The sequence below is a fragment of the Pseudomonas solani genome, assembly GCF_026072635.1.
In the GTDB taxonomy this organism is placed as follows: domain Bacteria; phylum Pseudomonadota; class Gammaproteobacteria; order Pseudomonadales; family Pseudomonadaceae; genus Metapseudomonas; species Metapseudomonas solani.
Map to the genome: position 1 here is coordinate 1572034 of NZ_AP023081.1, position 20134 is coordinate 1592167.

The 20134-nt window shown below is 66.4% G+C and carries 15 protein-coding genes and 1 pseudogene; 7 read left to right on the top strand and 9 right to left on the bottom strand.

Going from position 1 to position 20134, the window contains the following annotated elements:
* Positions 1-3: 3 nt before the first annotated feature.
* Entirely contained in the window at positions 4-855 is an 852-nt protein-coding gene (gene motA, locus PSm6_RS07320) for a flagellar motor stator protein MotA (RefSeq protein WP_021219752.1), read from the bottom strand.
* Between the two features lie 115 nt (positions 856-970).
* Between motA and PSm6_RS07325 the strand changes: the two are divergent.
* From PSm6_RS07325 to PSm6_RS07345, 5 genes and pseudogenes are all read left to right on the top strand, one after another.
* A pseudogene (locus tag PSm6_RS07325) lies at positions 971-2493 on the top strand (HDOD domain-containing protein).
* 46 nt (positions 2494-2539) lie between these two features.
* Complete coding sequence (gene rhdA / locus PSm6_RS07330; RefSeq protein WP_021219754.1) at positions 2540-3355, top strand: thiosulfate sulfurtransferase; 816 nt, start codon at positions 2540-2542, stop codon at positions 3353-3355.
* 24 nt (positions 3356-3379) lie between these two features.
* Positions 3380-4243, top strand: coding sequence for an archaetidylserine decarboxylase (gene asd, locus PSm6_RS07335; RefSeq protein ID WP_021219755.1), 864 nt, complete (start codon positions 3380-3382; stop codon positions 4241-4243).
* Between the two features lie 201 nt (positions 4244-4444).
* Positions 4445-6268 (top strand): cyclic-di-GMP receptor FimW-related protein, encoded by a 1824-nt coding sequence (locus PSm6_RS07340; RefSeq protein WP_021219756.1) that lies wholly within the window; start codon positions 4445-4447, stop codon positions 6266-6268.
* A 63-nt stretch (positions 6269-6331) separates the two neighbouring features.
* Positions 6332-8401, top strand: a complete 2070-nt coding sequence (locus PSm6_RS07345) for an EAL domain-containing response regulator (RefSeq protein ID WP_043242387.1) — start codon at positions 6332-6334, stop codon at positions 8399-8401.
* Between the two features lie 62 nt (positions 8402-8463).
* Here PSm6_RS07345 and serB read toward each other — a convergent pair whose 3' ends face one another.
* Positions 8464-9678 (bottom strand): phosphoserine phosphatase SerB, encoded by a 1215-nt coding sequence (serB, locus tag PSm6_RS07350; RefSeq protein WP_043242384.1) that lies wholly within the window; start codon positions 9676-9678, stop codon positions 8464-8466.
* 133 nt (positions 9679-9811) lie between these two features.
* Here serB and PSm6_RS07355 point away from each other — a divergent pair, with 133 nt between their 5' ends.
* Together PSm6_RS07355 and PSm6_RS07360 are read left to right on the top strand one after the other, a co-directional pair.
* Complete coding sequence (locus tag PSm6_RS07355) at positions 9812-11353, top strand: AhpA/YtjB family protein (protein ID WP_265169933.1); 1542 nt, start codon at positions 9812-9814, stop codon at positions 11351-11353.
* 23 nt (positions 11354-11376) lie between these two features.
* Complete coding sequence (locus PSm6_RS07360; RefSeq protein WP_021219760.1) at positions 11377-11916, top strand: metal-dependent hydrolase; 540 nt, start codon at positions 11377-11379, stop codon at positions 11914-11916.
* Between the two features lie 77 nt (positions 11917-11993).
* Here PSm6_RS07360 and PSm6_RS07365 read toward each other — a convergent pair whose 3' ends face one another.
* From PSm6_RS07365 to cpdA, 7 genes are all read right to left on the bottom strand, one after another.
* Positions 11994-12698, bottom strand: a complete 705-nt coding sequence (locus tag PSm6_RS07365) for a PqiC family protein (RefSeq protein ID WP_031287800.1) — start codon at positions 12696-12698, stop codon at positions 11994-11996.
* 165 nt (positions 12699-12863) lie between these two features.
* Positions 12864-15128: a DNA topoisomerase IV subunit A gene (gene parC, locus PSm6_RS07370; RefSeq protein WP_265169934.1), complete on the bottom strand. Its 2265-nt coding sequence runs from the start codon at positions 15126-15128 to the stop codon at positions 12864-12866.
* Positions 15129-15135: 7 nt separating this feature from the next.
* Positions 15136-15660: a retropepsin-like aspartic protease family protein gene (locus PSm6_RS07375; protein WP_031287803.1), complete on the bottom strand. Its 525-nt coding sequence runs from the start codon at positions 15658-15660 to the stop codon at positions 15136-15138.
* Positions 15657-16640, bottom strand: coding sequence for an esterase-like activity of phytase family protein (locus PSm6_RS07380; RefSeq protein WP_265169935.1), 984 nt, complete (start codon positions 16638-16640; stop codon positions 15657-15659). Before PSm6_RS07380 ends, PSm6_RS07375 begins: the two co-directional genes overlap by 4 nt.
* Positions 16637-18535 (bottom strand): DNA topoisomerase IV subunit B, encoded by a 1899-nt coding sequence (gene parE, locus PSm6_RS07385; protein ID WP_021219765.1) that lies wholly within the window; start codon positions 18533-18535, stop codon positions 16637-16639. Before parE ends, PSm6_RS07380 begins: the two co-directional genes overlap by 4 nt.
* A gap of 12 nt (positions 18536-18547) precedes the next feature.
* Positions 18548-19180: a YqiA/YcfP family alpha/beta fold hydrolase gene (locus tag PSm6_RS07390; protein WP_081672232.1), complete on the bottom strand. Its 633-nt coding sequence runs from the start codon at positions 19178-19180 to the stop codon at positions 18548-18550.
* 45 nt (positions 19181-19225) lie between these two features.
* The gene (cpdA, locus tag PSm6_RS07395; protein WP_148304230.1) at positions 19226-20065 is read right to left on the bottom strand and encodes a 3',5'-cyclic-AMP phosphodiesterase; all 840 of its coding nucleotides are present in this window, start codon (positions 20063-20065) and stop codon (positions 19226-19228) included.
* Positions 20066-20134: the final 69 nt, after the last annotated feature.

Sequence of the window (20134 nt, forward strand, 5' to 3'; positions counted from 1 at the left end):
CGGTCAGCTACCGCGAACGGCCTGCTCGAGCTCGCTGAAGCTCGGGCGATGTGCGGGGTATAGAACCTTGCGCCCGAACTCCACCGCCAGCGACGGAGGCATCCCGGACGCCGAGGCAACCAGGCAAGCCTTGATGGCCTCGTAGACGTTGAGCTCTTCCTTCGCGTCGTGCTCCAGGCAGACGGCCAAGGGGCCGAAGAAACCGTAGGCCGCGAGAATACCGAGGAAGGTACCCACCAGGGCAGCACCCACGTGCTGGCCCAGCGCAGACTGCTCGACCTGGCCGAGCAGCGCCATGGTCACCACGATACCCAGTACCGCCGCAACGATACCGAAGCCCGGCAGGCCATCGGCGATGCGGGTAACGGCGTGGGAGGGGTGTTCGAGGTCTTCCTTCAGGCTGTTCAGTTCCATGTCGAACAAGCCTTCGAGTTCGTGGGGCGCCATGTTGCCGGAAGACATGATGCGCAAATAGTCGCTGATGTACGCGACCATCCCGGCATCCTTGAGGATGCCCGGGTACTTACTGAAGATCGGGCTTGCGGCCGGGTCTTCGATATCGGCCTCGATGGCCATCATCCCTTCGCGGCGGCTCTTGTTGAGAATCTCGTAGAGCAGGCGCAGCACTTCCAGATAGAAGGCATGGGTGAAGCGCGAGCCGAACATCTTCAGCGACTTTTTCAGCACATGCATGAAGGTGCTGCCCGGGTTGGCCTGGAGGAAGGCCCCGAGCGCCGCGCCACCGATGATCAACACCTCGAAAGGCTGTATCAGGGCACCGATCTTACCGTGGGAAAGGACATATCCGCCGAGAACGGTGGCGAATACGACGATGATGCCGATTATTTTTGCCATAAAGTGAGACTTGAAGGGTCAGTAATAGGGTTATGAAAACAACCCTTCTAATTATCGGAACTTATGCGCCAGACTATAGCCAGTTAAGGCGAAAAGCCAGTTTGGCTCAAACCTCATGAAGACGCAGATGCCCCCACCCAGCAGCCTCGACGCCTGGATCAAACAACTCGACGGCGTCCGCCTCCCGATTCCGGCGGAAAGCCATGAACGGGTGCGCCGCGCCCTGGGCGACAGCCGCCGTTCGATGCGCGAGATCGCTGACCTGATTCAGGATAGTCCCGGCCTGGCACTGAGCATCATGCGTGAGGCCAACCGCGCCGGTTCCTCCCTCGACAGCCCGGCGGAAAGCCTGGAAGTGGCCCTCACGCGCCTCGGTCTGAAGCGATCAGAAGAGCTGCTCAACCGCCTGCCAGCCGTCAACGAAACCGATATCCCCCTGGCACTGCGCCAACTGCAACTGATCAGCCAGCACGCCTCGCAACAGGCCAGCGGCCTGTTCGCCGCCCGCCTGGCGCGCCTGTGGCAGGAAATCCACTGGAACAGCCTGCTGTTCCTGTCCCCGCTCTGGCCGTTGCTGGCCCTGCACCCGCAGCTCTTCGCCGCCTGGGAAACCCGCGTCATCGTCCGTGGCGAGCCGGCGCGCAAGGTGGAACTCGAACTGCTCGGCGTGCCACTGCTGCGCCTGTGCCAGGCCCTGGCCGAGCACTGGAAGCTGCCGGACTGGATCACCTACGGCTACCGCCTGCTCAACGCCGACCGGCGCATGCTGGTGAAGGCCCTGCACATCGCCCGTGACAACGAGCACCCCCTGCACCAGCAACAGATGCTCGATGCCGACCCGGCCCTGCGCCGCTGGCTCACCCAGCCGGGCAACACGGTATTGCTGGCCAACGGATTGGCGGTGTCCGCCCACGACTCCTGGGCCTGCGACCACAGCCTGCGCTGGCAGCGCCTCACCGGCCTCTACATGCAACTGCCGCTGACCGAGCTGCAGCAACTCATCCACCAGCACGCTGCCGACAGCGCCCGCAAGCACGCGCGCAGTGACCTCTGGCATCCGGCCCAGGCGTTGATCTGGCCCTGGGATTGCAGCCGCTGGCCGACCGAGGAAGTGAAGCCGACCCCGCCCCCGCCGCCGCACTCAGCGAATGGCGCCAGCATTGTGGTCAGTTGCTGAAGGAGCCTAGCCCCTTCGCCAACATCGTCCAGCTCACCGGCTGTGCCCGCGACGCCCTCACGGCCTGCGGCATGCGCCGCTGCCTGATCCTGCTCACCGATCGCACCCAGAGCCGGCTGGCGGTGCAGCAAAGCGCCGGGCTGCCCAGGGAAGCCGCCGGCCTGCAACTGGACCCGACCCAGAGCCAGGTGCTGCGCCGTCTGCTCGCGCAACCCGGCCAGCTGCGTCTAACGCCGGAGAACGCCGCACAGTACTCCGCGCTGATCCCCGGCAACCTCAAGGCACTGTTCCCGGCCGACCACGTGCTGCTGCGCTCCATCCCTGCCAACGGTCGCGTCGCCCTGCTGCTGATCGCCGACCAGGGCGGCCAGCCCTTCGCCGACGTCAGCCTCCAGGCCTTCGGAAAGACCGTGCAATGCATCGAGCGCGCCCTGGCCAGCTTTGCTACGCGCGGGCGCTGACCTTTCCGCTACAATCCGCCTCTTTCATTCTCTTCCGGAGTGTTCAATGTCCGCCTTTTCCGGCCTGCCACTGGTGATCGAACCGGCCGACCTGGCAGCTCGACTCGATGCGCCCGACCTGATCCTGGTGGACCTGACCAGCGCCGCGCGCTACGCCGAAGGCCACATTCCCGGCGCCCGCTTCGTCGACCCCAAGCGCACCCAGCTCGGCCAGGCCCCGGCCCCCGGCCTGCTGCCCGCCAAGGCGGACCTCGAAACCCTGTTCGGCGAACTGGGCCAGCGCAGCGACGCCACCTATGTGGTCTATGACGACGAGGGCGGTGGCTGGGCCGGGCGCTTCATCTGGCTGCTGGATGTGATCGGCCACGGCCGCTACCACTACCTGAACGGCGGCCTGCACGCCTGGCTGGCCGATGGCCGCGCCACCTCGACCGAAACTCCGGCCCCGGCCGGCGGCCCGCTGCCGCTGGTGATCCACGACGAGCCCACAGCCACCCGCGAGTACCTGCAGAGTCGCCTCGGTGCCGCCGACCTGGCCATCTGGGACGCACGCGGCCCCGGCGAATACGCCGGCACCAAGGTGCTGGCGGCCAAGGGTGGACACATCCCCGGCGCGGTGAACTTCGAATGGACCGCCGGCATGGACCCTCAGCGCGCATTGCGCATCCGTGAAGACATCGCCGAGATCCTGCAATCGCTCGGTATCACCCCGGACAAGGAAATCGTCACCCACTGCCAGACCCACCACCGCTCCGGCTTCACCTACCTGGTGGCCAAGGCGCTGGGCTACCCCCGCGTTAAGGGCTACGCCGGCTCCTGGTCGGAGTGGGGCAACCACCCGGATACCCCTGTCGAGGCCTGAGCCTCCGGTAAACAAGGAACACCCATGAAAGAACGCCTGTTCATCATCAGCCAATACCTGCTGCCCCATCACCTGCTCTCGCGCCTGGCCGGCTGCGTGGCAGAGTGCCGCGTGCGCTGGTTCAAGAACGCCTTCACCGCCTGGTTCGCCCGCCGCTACCAGGTGAACATGAGTGAAGCCCTGGTCGAAGACCTCACCGCCTACGAACACTTCAACGCTTTCTTCACCCGCGCCCTGAAAGAGGGCGCGCGCCCGCTCGACCCGACGCCCGGCGCCATCCTCTGCCCGGCCGACGGTGCGGTCAGCCAGCTCGGCCCCATCGAGCACGGCCGTATCTTCCAGGCCAAGGGCCACAGCTTCAGCGTGCTGGAGTTGTTGGGCGGTGACGCCGAGCGCGCCGCGCCCTTCATGGGCGGTGACTTCGCCACCATCTACCTGTCGCCTCGCGACTACCACCGTGTGCACGCCCCCCTGGGCGGCACCCTGCGTGAAATGGTCTACGTGCCCGGCCGCCTGTTCTCGGTGAACCAGAGCACCGCCGAGAACGTGCCCGAACTCTTCGCCCGCAACGAACGCGTGGTCTGCCTGTTCGACACCGAGCGTGGCCCAATGGCCGTGGTGCTGGTGGGTGCGATGATCGTCGCCTCCATCGAGACCGTCTGGGCTGGCCTGGTAACGCCCCCCAAGCGCGAGCTGAAGACCTTCCGCTACGACGAAGCCGCACGTGCGCCGATCAGCCTGGAGAAGGGCGCCGAGCTGGGCCGCTTCAAGCTGGGCTCCACCGCCATCGTGCTCTTCGGCCCGCAGCAGATCCGCTGGGCCGAAGGCCTCGCCGCCGGCAGCGCGGTGAGCATGGGCGAACTGCTGGCACAGCCCGCGCAGGCCTGATAAACCGGGCGGGCCGGGTTGAACGCAAGGCTGCGACCGAATGTCCAACCTTGCAGTGCAGCCGCCCGGCTCGCCGTCCATTCCGTAGCAGCACTTTGCCATACCAACCCCGCGATGGGCTGCGGGCCGCAAGGGATGCTGCTAGAGTGCGAGTGAAATTTCCGCACGTCTTGCCCGCTGCAGTTGGAGTATTCGAGCTACATGGACAAACAGAGTCCCCACCTGTTATTGCGTGTTCCTACTCCGAACAAGCAGAGCCTGTCCTTCTGCGATGCCTCCCCGCGTGATCTGAAACGCTGGATTTCCGGACTGCCCAAGGCCAACCTCGGCGAGACCGCGCGCCAGCTCTACCAGGCCCTCGTGGAGCTCAACCAGCTCGTCACCGCCAGTGAAAACCGCCTGCAGTTGCTCGAACTGCTGCGCCCCGAGGTCTACTACGTCTGCCAGCACCTGGAGCGTCACTTCCTCAACCAGGCCATAGTCCTCGACGAGCGCCCGCGCAAGGTCGCCAACCTCTGCCAGGCCCTGCAGAACCACCTGGCCATCGGCTACAAGCAGATCGTTGCCCAGGAATCGTCGCGCCAGTCCAAGGAAGGCGCGCAACTGCTGACCATCGCCCTGCAGCGGGCCATGCACAGCCTCAACGGTGCACTGATCCGCGCCAGCCAGCTCTACTGCCCCGTGCCCGAAGGCCTGTGGCTGGAGCTGCATCAGCTCTACCAGATTGCCGTCTCCCGCCAAGTCCAGCGCGCCATCATCCGCGACAACCTGGCCCGTCACACCGAAGGCCTGAGCGTCGAGCAGACCTACCTCGTGGCCCTGCTGCTGGGCTGCTCGCGCTGCAACCAGATGCGCCAGAACAACATCGCCCGTCTTGCCGAAGTACTGGAGCCCTGGAGTGGCCTGGTAAGGCTTCAGCGCGGCAACGAACCGACCACGCTGTTCGCCATCGCCACCCAGGTGGACGGCCCGCCGCGCTACAAGTCGCTGTTCCAGGACAGCGAACTGCCCAATCTGCTGGGCATCGATCCGCTGCCCCTGGTGGACGCGATCAAGGAATACCTGCTGCTGCCCAACGAAAGCCGTGACAAGGCCCGCCTGCAGGTTCCCGAAGGCATCACCCTGGACCTGCTGCAGCACCTCAGCTCCGCCTGGGGCGACATTTCCGAGCGCACCTTCCAGCGCAACCCGGGCCGCGGCACCCTGACCCTGTGCATCGGCATGAGCGCCCTGCACTTCTTCATCTCCGGCAGCAAGCCGTTCAGCGAAATCCTCAAGCTCCCGGTCGAAGTCGGCCAGGCCGTGTTCAAGCCGATCAACAAGGACGAGGGCGATATCTGGGGCAACGCCTTCGACGCCCAACCCAACCAGAACTGGGAAGCCGGCCTGCCCTACGAAGAGATCCAGTACAGCAAGCCCGTGGTCAGCGGCGACACCTCGCCGCAACACGCCGCCGCAGCCCCCAGCGCAGAGAGCTACCCGACCTTCGCCCTGACCATCGTCAACCACAGCCCGGGCGGTTACTGCCTGAGCTGGCCCAAGGAAGTCCCCAGCCAGCTGCAGGCCGGCGAGCTCCTGGGTGTGCAGGACGCCCCCGGCCAGGGCTGGAGCGTTGCCGTGGTGCGCTGGATCCGCCAGGTCCGCGGTGGCGGCACGCAGATGGGTATCGAACTGATCGCCCCCCACGCCCAGGCCTGCGGCCTGCAGCTGTTGCGCAAGGCCGACCAGCACAGCCATTACCTGCGCGCCCTGCTGCTGCCGGAAATCAGCGCCATCTCGCGCCCGGCCACCCTGATCACCCCGCGCCTGCCCTTCCAGGAGGGCAACAAGGTACAGATCAACATTCAGGGCAAGGAGCGTCGCGCGGTACTCACCAGCCGTCAGACCACCACCGGCAGTTTCAACCAGTTCGAATACCGCGCCTTCGAGCAGGAAAGCGAGAATCCCGGGAAGCCCGTCACAGCTTCCAGCGAGCAAAGCGCTGCGGGGGAGGAAGATTTTGACTCCCTCTGGAAGTCGCTGTAGATTCCCGTGCCATCACCATTTGTCGCCTATTAGCGCCCGTTCGGCGCGGTCTAAGCACACGCCATGGCAATCGAAAAGAAAACCATCCGTCTGCTGATCCTGGAAGACTCGCAGAACGAAGCCGAGCGCCTGGTCAGCCTGTTTCGCAACTCGGGTCGCGCGACCCGGGTGCATCGCCTGGTCTCCAGCGATGACCTCGCCGAGGTCCTCCAGCAGAGCTGGGACCTGCTCATCGCCGCCCCCGAGAGTGACAACCTCTCCCCTGGCGAAGCCCTCAACGCCATCCGCCGTCAGGCCAAGGACATTCCCTTCATCCAGTTGGTGACGGAGAACGACTCGGACCTGATCACCGAGGCCCTGGCCCTTGGCGCCCAGGATGCCCTGCCCCAGGGCGAGGACGAGCGCCTGGTGCTGGTCGCCAACCGCGAACTGGCCAACCTCGAAGAACGCCGCTCCCGCCGCGCAGCCGAAGTGAGCCTGCGTGAAGCGGAGAAACGCTGCCAGCTGCTGCTGGACAGCTCGGTCGACGCCATCACCTACGTCCACGACGGCATGCACATCTACGCCAACCGCGCCTATGTCGAGATGTTCGGCTACGAGGATGCGGAAGAGCTGGAAGGCATGCCGATGATCGACCTGATCGCCAATTGCGACCAGGTGGTGTTCAAGGACTTCCTCAAGAACTACCGCAGTGGCGACGGCAGCGCCGAGTTGACCTGCTCGGGTGCCAAGGTCGACGGCCAGAGCTTCCAGGCGCGCATGAGTTTCTCCCCCGCCACCTATGACGGCGAGCCGTGCATCCAGGTGGTGATCCGCGCGGAAACGGCCAGCGCCGAGCTGGAAGAGAAACTGCGCGAGATCAGCAGCCAGGACCTGGTCACCGGCCTGTACAACCGCAACCACTTCAGCGAGCTGATGGACGCCGCCGCCGACCGCGCAGTGAATGCCGGCCAGCCCGCCTCCCTCGCCTACATCCGCGTCGACCGCTACTCCGGCCTGCAGGCGGACGTCGGCATCGCCGGCAGCGATCTGCTGCTCACCGACCTGGCCAACCTACTGCGCGCCCACTTCCCGGCCGACGCGCAACTGGCGCGCTTCGGTGACGACGTGTTCAGCGTGCTGCAACCGGGCATCACCCCGGAGCAGGCCCGCGAAGGCCTGGGTACGCTGCTGAAGAAGGTCGAGGGCCACCTGTTCGACGTCAGCGGCCGCACCGTGCAGTTCAGCCTGTCCATCGGTGTCGCCGGCCTCAACGAGACCACGCCCAAGGCCCAGGAAGTGATCGATCGCGCCCATCGCTGCGCGGACGAGATCACCGACGGCAACGAAGTGCGCCTGTACAACCCGGCCAGCGAACTGGCCGCCGCCGCCAATCGCGGCAGCCTGGTGGCCATGGTCCAGCAGGCCCTGGAGAACAACAGCTTCCGCCTGCTGTTCCAGCCGATCATCAGCCTGCGCGGCGACAACTTCGAACACTACGAAGTCCTCCTGCGTCTGCTCAGCCCCCAGGGCGACGAAGTACCGCCAGCCGACTTCCTCGGCGCGGCACGGGAAGCCGGGCTGGCCGAGAAGATCGACCGCTGGGTGATCCTCAACTCCATCAAGCTGCTGTCCGAGCACCGCTCCAAGGGCCACAGCACACGCCTGTTCGTGCACCTGTCCGGCGTCAGCCTGCAGGACCAGACCCTGCTGCCGTGGCTCAGCGTCGCCCTCAAGGCCGCACGCCTGCCGTCCGATGCGCTGATCTTCCAGTTCAGCGAGCCGGACGCCATCGCCTACCTGAAGCAGGCCAAGGCCCTGACCCAGGGCCTCGCCGAGCTGCACTGCCAGGTCGCCCTGAGCCAGTTCGGCTGCGCGCTCAACCCGTTCAACACGCTCAAGCACCTGAACATCGACTTCGTGAAGGTCGATGGCTCCTTCACCCAGGACCTGAGCAAGGCGGAAAGCCAGGAAGCGCTGAAGACTCTGCTTGCCAGCCTGCACTCCCAGGCCAAGCTGACCATCGTGCCCTATGTCGAGAGCGCCAGTGTCCTGGCCACCCTTTGGCAGGCCGGGGTCAACTACATCCAGGGCTACTACCTGCAGGGCCCGAGCCAGTCGATGGACTACGACTTCTCGTCCGGCGACGAATAAGCCGCCTTTCCAACCGCCCAAAGAAAAGCCGCCCTCGGGCGGCTTTCTCATTTAAGCGGCACTCACTCCAGGCCGTCGCGGTCGCGGAAGCCCAGCAGGTAGAGAATGCCGTCCAGCCCCAGGGTGGAGATGGCCTGCTTGGCCGACTGCTTGACCAGCGGCTTGGCGCGGAAGGCCACGCCCAGGCCGGCCAGCGCCAGCATCGGCAGGTCGTTGGCGCCATCGCCCACGGCGATGGTCTGCTCCAGGCGCAGCCCTTCCTTCTCCGCCAGCTCGCGCAGCAGGTCAGCCTTGCGCTGGGCGTCGACGATCGGCTCGACGGCCACGCCGGTGAGCTTGCCGTCCTCGATCTGCAGCTCGTTGGCGAATACGTAGTCGATACCCAGCTTGGCCTGCAACTGCTTGGCGAAGTAGCTGAAGCCACCGGAGAGAATCGCGGTCTTGTAGCCGAGGCGCTTGAGCTCGGCGAACAGGGTCTCGGCGCCTTCGGTCAGGCGCAGCGAGGCACCGATCTCTTCCAGCACGTCCTCGGAGAGGCCCTTGAGCAGCGCCAGGCGCTCCTTGAAGCTGGCGCGGAAATCCAGTTCGCCACGCATGGCGCGTTCGGTGATCTCGGCCACCTGCTCACCGACCCCGGCGGCCTTGGCCAGTTCGTCGATCACTTCGGCTTCGATCAGCGTGGAATCCATGTCGAACACTGCCAGGCGGCGGTTGCGGCGGAACACCGAGTCGCGCTGGAAGGCGATGTCGACGTTCAGCTCCTGGGCCACGCTGAGGAATTCGGCGCGCAGCGCCACCGGGTCGGCCGGCTCGCCGCGCACGGAAAACTCGATGCAGCCCTTGCCCTGGCTCGCCGGCATGTCCAGCGGCATGCGCCCGGACAGGCGATCGATATGGTCGATGTTCAGGCCGTACTTGGCGGTGATGGCACTGACGCGCTGCAGTTGCTCGGCAGTGACCTTGCGGGTCAGCAGGGTCACCATGTGCCGGGGCTTGCCCTGGCCACCGACCCACACCTGGTAATCCTCCTCGGAAACCGGGGTGAAACGCACCTGCTGGTCCAGCTTGTAGGCCGTGAAAAGCACGTCCTTGAGCACGGAGGAAGCCTGCTCGGTATCGGGGATCTCCACCAGGATGCCGAACGACAGCGTGTCGTGGATGACCGCCTGGCCGATGTCGAGGATGTTCACCCCGCCCTGTGCGAGTACACCGGTAATCGCGGCGGTGAGGCCGGGACGGTCTTCCCCGGTGATGTTGATCAGGACTATTTCGCGCAAGGCGCACCTCCCGCAGTGGAAAAGGCGCACATTCTACCCACTTTCACGGTCTGACGAGCATGCCGGGCGCTTTGCCCTGCTAGGGGGCGCCGTTATACTGCGCCACAATTCCGTCCGAGAAGAGCCGAGCTCTGTGAACCGGCCTACGCCCGTCAAACCCGACAACTTCTTCCTGCTGATCTTCCACGCCCTGCGCCAGCGCCGTGTGCCGATCGCCTTGCGCATCGCCAGCCACAGCCTCCTGCTGGTAGCCCTGGCCCTGGTGATCTACGCCTGGGTGATGGGCATGCAGTTCAAGCAGGCGATGCAGCAGCAGGCCGACGCCCTGGGCCAGAGCCTGACCGCGCAGACCGCCGCTTCCGCCACCGAGCTGCTGGTGTCCAACGACATCCTCAGCCTCAACGTGCTGCTCAACAACCTGGTGAAGAACCCCCTGGTGGCCCACGCGGCCATCTACAGCGTGGACAACCGCATCCTCGCCGAAGCCGGCTCGCGCCCGAAGCAGGGCCTGCTGGGTGAGGTCGAAGGGCTGTATTCCACGCCCATCACCTTCCAGGAAGTGATAGCCGGGCACCTGCGCCTGAGCCTGGACATGCAGCAGTTCCAGCAGCCCATGACCATCAGCCTGCAGAGCATGGGCCTGCTCAGCCTCATCCTCCTGGCCCTGGCGCTGTCCCTCAGCCTGCGCCTCGGCCGGCATATCTCCACGCCGCTGCTGCAACTGCGGGTGTGGCTGCGTGACCCGGACGACCCCGCACCCGGCGCCGGCCGCCAGGACGAAATCGGCGACCTCGCCCGCCAGTTGCAGGCACGCCTGGTGCCGGAAAAGCCCGAGCCCGAGCCGGAACCCGAGATCGAAGAGCAGTACCTGGACGAGGAAGAAGACTTCTCCGAAGAGCAGGACGACGACGAGCCGGCCTTCGAGATCCGCGACCTGCGCGATGACAGCTACGACAGCGACGCCGTCGAGGAAGAGCGCCCCAGCCGCCTGTTCACCCCGGACGAGGATGATCCCTTCGCCGACCTGCGTCCGCGCGAGGAAGCGCCACCCGCCGTGGTGGCTCCAGAGCCGGAAGCCGAGCCCGAAGCGCGCGACGAGCTGCACCGCAGTGCCGTGCTGGCCGTCCAGTTGGGCGCCCAGGACCAGCTGCGCCGACTGCCCCGCACCCGCCTGCTGGACCTGCTGCAACGCTACCGCGACTGCCTCGACCAGGCCGCCCAGCTCTATCAGAGCGAATTGCACACCCTCAACGATGGCAGCAGCCTGATGCTGTTCCACAGCGCCGACAGCGGTGAGGACCACCTGACCCACGCGCTCTGCTGCGGCGAGCTGCTGCGTGCCCTCGGCCACGCCCTGCAGATCGAAGTGGCCGACAGCGGCATCACCCTGCAGTTGCAGCTCGGCCTAACCCTCGGCGACAGCCTCGCCGGCCTCGGCCAGGGCGACCTGCTGCTGGATGACACCACCCAGAACGCCCTGGCGCTGAGCCAGCACAGCCGCAACCTGCTGCTGGTGGAACGCGCCATCGCCGACGACGGCCTGGTGCGCCAGCGTGCCCGCGTACGCCCCATCGCCAGCCCGGAAGGCGCCTGCTGCGTCGAACGCCTGCTGGACCCCTACCCCTCGCTGCTGGAACGCCAGCTGGCCCGCATGCACGACGCCGGGCGCCGCTGAGCCCCGGCGCCAAGGAAGGCGCCATGACCACCCTGATCACCCATCCCCTGCCCGTCCTCGCGGTGGGCATCGCCCTCGGCAGCCGCGTGATCCCGCCGCGCCTGCTCCTGGCCGGGCTGTTCTTCGCCTGCCTGCCGGACGCCGACGTTGCTGCCTTCAAGCTGGGCATCGCCTACGCCGACGCCTTCGGCCACCGGGGCTTCAGCCATTCACTGCTATTCGCCGGCTGCTGCGCCCTGTTCGGCGCCCTGATCGCTCCGCTGCTACGCTGCGGCCCGCTGAAAGCCGGCCTGTTCGTCGGGCTCTCGACCCTCAGCCACAGCCTGCTGGACGCCCTGACCGACGGCGGGCTGGGCGTCGCCTGGTTCTGGCCCTGGGACCTGCAGCGCCACTTCCTGCCCTGGCGTCCCATCGAGGTGTCGCCTTTCATCGGTGGCTTCTTCACCCAACGCGGCCTGGATGTGCTGCTCTCCGAAGCGCGCTGGGTGGGCCTGCCCTGCCTGGTCCTGGCCCTCGGCGGCTTCGGCCTGCGACGCCTGTTCGGCAAGCGCCGCGCCGAGTGAACGCCCGGTCGATCAGCACAATTCGCAGCCCATGAAAAAGCCCGCATCATGCGGGCTTTTCCGTGCATCTGCGGCGATCAGAAGCGGAACACTTCCACATCGGTGCGCACCGGGGCGGCCATGGGAATCTTCGGCGGTACGGGCTCACGGGCACGCGCCGGGGCGGCAGTGGCCTTGCGCGGCTCCTCGGCGGCAGCGGCAGGTTGGCCAGAGAGGGGTTTGACCGCACCGGCCAGTTGCTCGGCCAGTTGTTGCAGCAGCTGGCTCTGGGCCCGCACCTGATCAGCGGCGGTGCCGCTGTGGGGCTGCTCCAGGCGCACCAGGCGGCTGTCACGCAGCTGACCGGCCTTGTCCAGCACGCGCCATTGGGCTTCCAGCACCGCAGGGCGCTGAGGGCCCGAATCGAGACGGCTGATGCTCAGCAGCACCTGGATCTCGGGCGTGAAGCCGGGGTTGGCGGGGGCCAGGACCAGACGCTGGCTGTCCAGGCGCCACGACAGCTGGCGCAGCAGCAATTGGTCGATGTCACCGGCCAGGCTACCGGCCCAGCGGCCATCGGTGGAGGCGGTCAGGCTGCCATCGGGCTGGCGTTGCAGGAGGGTTTCGCGCTGCAGGTAATCGGCAACCGAAACCGGCCCGAGCAGCACGGCCATGCCGGCGGACTGGTCCGGCAGTTCGGCGGTGCCGCTGTCGAGCTGGTACATGGGTACCGGCGCGTTGTGAACGCAACCGCCCAGGCCCAGAAGGCCGGTCAGCAGCGCTAACAAGGGAAGACGCTTCATCTTTCTCACCCAGGGCCGCCGCACGGCGACCCGCAGTCGGATTCATTGATGTTCGGGGCGCCCGCCACAACCGCGTTCGGCCCGAGGGGACATATCATCCGCCAATGTGACGGATGACTCCAGCCTCGTGCGTCGAATGGCAGCCGACGAGCGGCAGGTGCAGGCTTAGGCCGGCACCTCGACCAGCAGCGCATCGACTCGCTGGAAGCCGCGTGGCAGCTTGTTGCCACGCCGGCCACGCTCACCCTTGTAGTGCTCCAGGTCGTCGGCCTTGAGCGAAAGGGTGCGCTTGCCGGCCTGGAGCACCAGCGTAGCGCCGGCCGGCAAAACTGCCAGGTCGGTCAGGTATTCCTCGCGGCTGGCCACGCGATCACCGGGAATGCCGATGATCTTGTTGCCCTTGCCCTTGGCCAGCTGCGGCAGGTCGGCGACCTTGAACAGCAGCAGGCGGCCTTCGGTGGTCACCACTGCCAGCCAGTCTTCCTCGAGGCTGGTGAGCGGGCGCGGCGCGACCACTCGAGCACCGGCGGGCAGGCTGACCAGGGCCTTGCCGGCCTTGTTCTTGGCCTGCAGGTCCTCGCCCTTGACCACGAAGCCGTAGCCGGCGTCCGAGGCGATCACGTAGAGCGCATCGTCCTCGGGCAGCAGCACGCATTCGAAGGTCGCCCCCGGCGGCGGCGTCAGGCGGCCGGTGAGCGGCTCGCCCTGGCCACGGGCAGACGGCAGGGTATGGGCCGCCAGCGAGTAGCTGCGGCCGGTGGAGTCGATGAACACGGCGTACTGGTTGGAGCGCCCCGGCGCGGCAACCTTGAAGCCATCACCGGCCTTATAGGACAGGCTGGTGGCGTCGATCTCGTGGCCCTTGGCGGAGCGGACCCAGCCCTTCTCCGACAGCACTACGGTGACCTTCTCGTTCGGCAGCAGGTCGTGCTCGGTCAGCGCCTTGGCTTCTGCACGGGCGACGATGGGCGAGCGGCGGTCGTCGCCGTACTTCTCGGCGTCCTCGAGGATTTCCTTGCGCACCAGCTTCTTCAGCTTGGCTTCGCTGCCCAGCAGGGCCAGGAGCTTGTCACGTTCCTTGGCCAGCTCTTCCTGCTCGCCACGGATCTGCATCTCTTCCAGGCGGGCCAGTTGGCGCAAGCGGGTCTCGAGTATGTATTCGGCCTGGATCTCGGTGAGGCCGAAGCGCTCCATCAGCACCGGCTTGGGCTGGTCCTCGGTGCGGATGATGCGGATGACTTCGTCGAGGTTGAGGAAGGCGATCAGGCGGCCTTCCAGCAAATGCAGGCGATGCTCAACCTTGTCCAGGCGGAACTGCAAGCGCCGGCGCACGGTGCCGACGCGGAAGGTCAGCCACTCGGTGAGCAGGGTGCGCAGGTCCTTGACCTGGGGCCTGCCGTCCAGGCCGATGATGTTGATGTTCACCCGGTAGGTGGACTCAAGGTCGGTGCTGGCGAACAGGTGCTGCATCAGCGCTTCGTGATCGACACGGCTGCTGGTGGGGATGATCACGATGCGGCAGGGGTTCTCGTGATCGGACTCGTCACGCAGGTCGGCGATCTGCGGCGCCTTGGAAGGCTTGGCCTGCATCATCGCGGCGATCTGCTCCAGCACCTTGGCGCCGGAGACCTGGTGCGGCAGCGCGGTGACGACGATGTCGCCATCCTCGATCTGGTACACGGCACGCATGCGCACCGAGCCACGGCCGGTCTCGTAGATTTTCAGCAGGTCGGCGCGCGGCGTGATGATCTCCGCCTCGGTCGGGTAGTCCGGCCCGGCAATGTGCTCGCACAGCTGCTCGATGGTGGCCTTGGGCTCATCCAGCAGCTGCACGCAGGCGGCAGCGACCTCGCGCAGGTTGTGCGGCGGCACGTCGGTGGCCATGCCCACAGCGATGCCGGTGGTGCCGTTGAGCAGGATGTTCGGCAGACGCGCCGGCAGCACCAGCGGCTCGTTCAGGGTGCCGTCGAAGTTCGGGCCCCAATCCACGGTGCCCTGGCCCAGTTCGCTGAGCAGTACTTCGGAATAGCGCGACAGCCGCGCCTCGGTGTAACGCATGGCGGCGAAGGATTTGGGGTCGTCCGGCGCACCCCAGTTGCCCTGGCCATCCACCAGCGTGTAGCGATAGCTAAAGGGCTGGGCCATCAGCACCATGGCTTCGTAGCAGGCGGAGTCGCCATGGGGGTGGAACTTGCCGAGCACGTCGCCGACGGTACGCGCCGACTTCTTGTGCTTGGAGTCGGCATCCAGGCCCAGTTCGCTCATGGCATAGACGATGCGCCGCTGCACGGGCTTGAGGCCGTCGCCGATGTGCGGCAGGGCGCGGTCCATGATCACGTACATGGAATAGTTGAGATAAGCCTGTTCGGTGAATTCGGCGAGGGAGCGACGCTCCACGCCATCCAGGCTCAGATCGAGGGGTTCGCTCATGCGTGCCTCACGGTGACAGGTGTTGGCGCAGCACCAGGGTGCCGTCGCGCTGGGTGAATTCGAGTTGTTTGAGGGCGCTCATGCCGAGCAGCACCTCGTCGCCGTCCATGCCCGGGGCGATGATCGCGGGCACATCGGCGAGGACGATCTCCCCCAGCTGCAGCTCGCGCAGCCGGGTGCGATGACCGCTGCTGCGGCCATTCGCGGTACTCAGGGTGATGGGTTCGCCGGGCTCCAGGCCCAGTTCGCCGGCCAGAACTTCGGGCACCGCCACGGCGGTGGCGCCGGTATCCAGCAGGAAGGTCACCTGCTGGCCGTCGATGCGCCCGTTCATCAGGTAGTGCCCCTGGCGGCTGCTGGCCAGACGCACTTCCACGAAGCCGTCGCCGCGTACCGACTCGGGCACCTGATTGGGGTTGCGCTGACCATCTTCCCAGCGGCCGAAGAAGTGCGTGGCCAGGAGCATGGCGATGCCCCAGGCGAGGATCAGCATGACCCTCCCCGCGCGCTTGCCCGGCGCTTGTTCGCTCATGGCGCGTCCCAGCCTCCAGCAGGCTTGGCGAAGCGCCAGACGATGGGCCGCTGCTCGCCATCGGCGCGGGTCATGCCGCCGTTGTCGAGAACGATCCAGGCGCCGTCGGCGTCCACCCACAGCCCTTCCGCCAGGCCCCAGTCGGCCTCGTAGCGACGGGGCGGTGTGAGCGCCTCGGCAGCGAAGGACCAGCAGCGCTCGACACTGCCCTTGGCCGGGTCGCGGCGGCAGATACGGTGGGCATGGCGCTCCAGGGTGAACAGCTTGCCCTTGTGCACGGCCAGGTCGGAGAAGTCCTTGGGCATGGGCACGGCGCGACCCAGGTCGGGCGGCGGGATGTCTTCGCCGGCCTCGCTGAACAGCACGCAACCGCCCGCGCATGCCCAGGTGGACGGTTTCTTGTGCAGCACCATCAGGCCGCGGCGCTCACGCTCGGCCGCCAGCCACAGGCGCTCGCCGGCAGGGTCGATGGCGATGCCTTCCAGCAGCGCGTTGAAGTGCAGCAACATGCCGCTGGCGCGCGCCTGGCGTACCAGGCTTGCGGAAATGCGCAGCCACTCGGCGCTGCCCATGGCATTCACCTGCAGCACGGCGGCGTGGGCCTCGCTGACCAGGTAGCGATTGCCGGCGGCATCGCAGGTGATGCCTTCGAAATCCAGTTCGTTGCCGCGCATCATGCTCATCGCCCAGGTGCGTGCACGCACGCCCCAGGGCAAACCGCTTTCGGGCGGCGGCGGCGCGGCGAAAAGCTCGGCCTCGGCATGCATCACGCCGTCGACCGCCGTCAGGTGGAACAGGCGATCGTCGAGCCGGTCCGACACCACCAGCAGCTCCTTGCCGCAGAGCGCGATGCCGGAGAGGTTGCCTTCGGCGACACCCTCCACCGGGTACTCGGCACTGAGCTTGAGCTCCTCGATCGGCGCTGCGGCCCAGAGGGGCGAGACGACCAGCAGCAGGGCGAGAAGGAAACTCGCCTTCACGCCAGGACCTCGGCCAGGTTGCCCTTGGATTCCAGCCAGGACTTGCGGTCACCGGCGCGTTTCTTCGCCAGCAGCATGTCCATGATTTCCGCGGTGGCCTCGACGTCTTCCAGGGTCAACTGCACCAGACGCCGGGTGTTCGGGTCCATGGTGGTCTCGCGCAGTTGCGGCGGGTTCATTTCACCCAGCCCCTTGAATCGGGTGACCTGCGGCTTGCCGCGTTTCTTCTCCGCCACCAGGCGGTCGAGAATGCCGTCGCGCTCGGCTTCGTCCAGGGCGTAGTAGATCTCCTTGCCCAGGTCGATGCGGTACAGCGGCGGCATGGCGACGTAGACGTGGCCGGCATCCACCAGCGGGCGGAAGTGCTGGACGAACAGGGCACAGAGCAAGGTGGCGATGTGCAGGCCGTCGGAGTCGGCGTCGGCGAGGATGCAGATCTTGCCGTAGCGCAGCTGGCTCATGTCCTCGGCACCCGGGTCGACCCCGATGGCCACGGCGATGTTGTGCACTTCCTGGCTGGCCAGGACTTCGCTGCCGTCCACTTCCCAGGTGTTGAGGATCTTGCCGCGCAACGGCAGGATCGCCTGGAATTCCTTGTCCCGCGCCTGCTTGGCCGAGCCGCCGGCGGAGTCACCCTCCACCAGGAACAGCTCCGAGCGCATCGGGTCCTGGCCGGCACAATCGGCCAGCTTGCCCGGCAATGCGGGGCCCTGGGTGATCTTCTTGCGCTCGACCTTCTTGCCCGCCTTGAGGCGGCGACCGGCGTTGCTGATGGCCAGCTCGGCCAGCTGCAGCCCCAGCTCCGGGTGGGCGTTGAGCCACAGGCTGAAGGCATCCTTGACCACGCCACCGACGAAGGCCGCAGCCTCGCGGGAGGACAGGCGCTCCTTGGTCTGGCCGGAGAACTGGGCGTCCTGCATCTTCATCGAGAGGACGAAGGCAATGCGCTCCCAGACGTCTTCCGGGGCCAGTTTCAGGCCACGGGGCAGCAGGTTGCGGAACTCGCAGAACTCGCGCATGGCATCCAGCAGGCCCTGGCGCAAGCCGTTGACGTGGGTGCCGCCCTGGGCCGTGGGAATCAGGTTGACGTAGCTTTCCTGGACGCTGTCGCCGCCTTCGGGCAGCCACAGCAGGGCCCAGTCCACCGCCTCCTTGTTACCCGCCAAGCTGCCGCAGAACGGCTCGGCCGGCAGGCGTTCGAACTCGCTGACGGCATCCACCAGGTAGGAGCGCAGGCCGTCTTCGTAGTGCCACTCGATGCGTTCGCCGCTGGCCTTGTCCTCGAAGCTCACCAGCAGGCCCGGGCAGAGCACGGCCTTGGCCTTGAGCACGTGCTTGAGGCGGCTGACGGAGAACTTGTGCGAGTCGAAGTACTTGGCGTCGGGCCAGAAGTGCACGCTGGTGCCGGTGTTGCGCTTGCCGACGCTGCCGATCACTTCCAGGTCGCTGGACTTGAAGCCATCGGCGAAGGTCATGCGGTATTCGCTGCCATCGCGCTTGACCCGCACCTCGACCAGGGTCGACAAGGCGTTCACCACCGAGATGCCCACGCCGTGCAGGCCGCCGGAGAACTGGTAGTTCTTGTTGGAGAACTTGCCGCCCGCGTGGAGCTTGGTGAGGATCAGCTCGACACCGGGCACGCCTTCTTCGGGGTGGATGTCCACCGGCATGCCACGGCCATCGTCGATCACTTCCAGCGAGTTGTCCTCATGGAGGATCACCTGCACGCTCTTGGCGTGCCCGGCCAGCGCTTCGTCGACGCTGTTGTCGATGACTTCCTGGGCCAGGTGGTTGGGCCGGCTGGTGTCGGTGTACATGCCCGGGCGCTTGCGCACCGGGTCGAGGCCGGAAAGGACTTCGATGGCGTCTGCGTTGTAAGCGTTCTGCTGGGCCATGGGGTCTCTTCGTCAAAGGGTGGAAAAGTCGATATCACGCCATAACTGGGCGGGAAAACCGGCGTACGCCAGCAAGGCCGGCAGGTGGGCAGGGAATTGCTGGAAACCATGGTCGCCACCGGCCTCGATGCGCAGGGCGCAGGCGCGGTAGTAGCGCTCGGCATGGCGGTAATCCAGGGTTTCGTCGGCCGTCTGCAACCACACCTGGTAGCGGGCCGGGTCCTGCGGGGGCGGTACCTCGAGCTCGGCCAGGGCATCCACATGCGCCTGCGTCAGCTCCCAGGTCTCGCCGCTGTAATAGTTCTTCTGCGGTCCCAGCTGGCCATCGAACAACCGGTGCGGGGCCACCGCCGGGTTGATCAGGACGGCCCTGAGCCCGTGCCGCTCGGCCAGGTGGGTCGCATAGTAGCCGCCCAGGGAGCTGCCTACCAGCGTCGGCCGACCCAGCGCAGCCAAGGCCTCCTCGAGCTGCGCGATGGCCTCGCGTGGCTGGTGGTGCAGGGTCGGTACACGCAGCCGCTCAGCCAGGCCCAGGCGCTGCATGAGCGCGCTGAGCTGGCGCGCCTTCTGCGACTCGGGCGAGCTGTTGAAGCCGTGGATATAGAGAAGGGAGGGCTGTTCGGTCGACACGCGGCATCCTGGCAAGTCTGGCGGGCAAGCTGTACTTCTTGCCGTGCCGCAGCGCTAAGGTCAATAACCTTTGACGCTGTAATCCACTTCGAAGTCGATACCGGTTACCCGTGATACGCCGGTTTCCAGCACGCCGTCGTCCCGCAGGCGCAGCCAGCGATAGCCCGGCGCCTCGGTGTCGACCTGGAACTCCTCGCTGCCCGGCGCGAACTGCACGCAGGTGGAGGGCGACGCCAGCAGGCGCACGCCATTGCGCATCTGGTCGAACTCCTGGTGCACATGGCCCCAGAGCACGGCGCGTACCTGGGGGAAGCGGTCCAGCACGGTGAACAGCGCATCCGGGTTGCGCACGCCGATCGGATCCATCCAGCGGCAGCCGATGGGCACCGGGTGATGGTGGAAGCTGATCAGCACGTGCTTGTCCGGCGCCTCGCTCACGGCGCGCTCCAGCAGCTCCAGCTGTTCCGGCGGCATGTGCCCGGGAACCGCGCCGCTGATGGTGGAATCCAGCAGCACCACGCGCCACGCGGGGAAGTCGATGATCGGCTCGAGCAGGTCGGTGCCGGCACAGACCTGTTCCATCACCTGCACTTCATCATGGTTGCCGGGGAACCAGCGGCTGTTGGCGGGGATCACCGAGCACAGGTCGCGGAAACGCTCGTAGGACTCGATGCTGCCGTCCTGGGACAGGTCGCCGGTGGCCAGCACCAGGTCGATGCGTGGCTGTTCTTCCAGTACCCGCTCGATCACCCGCTGCAGGCTGTCGGAGGTATTCATGCCCAGGAGTCGTCCGTCCTCTTCGGCAAATAGATGACTATCGGAAAGCTGCACCAGCAGCACCGATGAATCAATGGCGAGAGTGGACGCGCTCGACAAGGCGGTCTCCTTGGGCGAAATCATGTGAATTATGGTGGTTCAGGCGTGAAACGGTAAACCCGAGAACCGGGACTGGATCACATTAGCGAGCGC

Bases quoted from the DNA above. Each gene is read 5' to 3' on its own strand.
- motA (WP_021219752.1), bottom strand. From the start codon at position 855: ATGGCAAAAATAATCGGCATCATCGTCGTATTCGCCACCGTTCTCGGC.
- rhdA (WP_021219754.1), top strand. From the start codon at position 2,540: ATGTCCGCCTTTTCCGGCCTGCCACTGGTGATCGAACCGGCCGACCTG.
- asd (WP_021219755.1), top strand. From the start codon at position 3,380: ATGAAAGAACGCCTGTTCATCATCAGCCAATACCTGCTGCCCCATCAC.
- PSm6_RS07340 (WP_021219756.1), top strand. From the start codon at position 4,445: ATGGACAAACAGAGTCCCCACCTGTTATTGCGTGTTCCTACTCCGAAC.
- PSm6_RS07345 (WP_043242387.1), top strand. From the start codon at position 6,332: ATGGCAATCGAAAAGAAAACCATCCGTCTGCTGATCCTGGAAGACTCG.
- PSm6_RS07360 (WP_021219760.1), top strand. From the start codon at position 11,377: ATGACCACCCTGATCACCCATCCCCTGCCCGTCCTCGCGGTGGGCATC.
- PSm6_RS07365 (WP_031287800.1), bottom strand. From the start codon at position 12,698: ATGAAGCGTCTTCCCTTGTTAGCGCTGCTGACCGGCCTTCTGGGCCTG.
- parC (WP_265169934.1), bottom strand. From the start codon at position 15,128: ATGAGCGAACCCCTCGATCTGAGCCTGGATGGCGTGGAGCGTCGCTCC.
- PSm6_RS07375 (WP_031287803.1), bottom strand. From the start codon at position 15,660: ATGAGCGAACAAGCGCCGGGCAAGCGCGCGGGGAGGGTCATGCTGATC.
- parE (WP_021219765.1), bottom strand. From the start codon at position 18,535: ATGGCCCAGCAGAACGCTTACAACGCAGACGCCATCGAAGTCCTTTCC.
- cpdA (WP_148304230.1), bottom strand. From the start codon at position 20,065: ATGATTTCGCCCAAGGAGACCGCCTTGTCGAGCGCGTCCACTCTCGCC.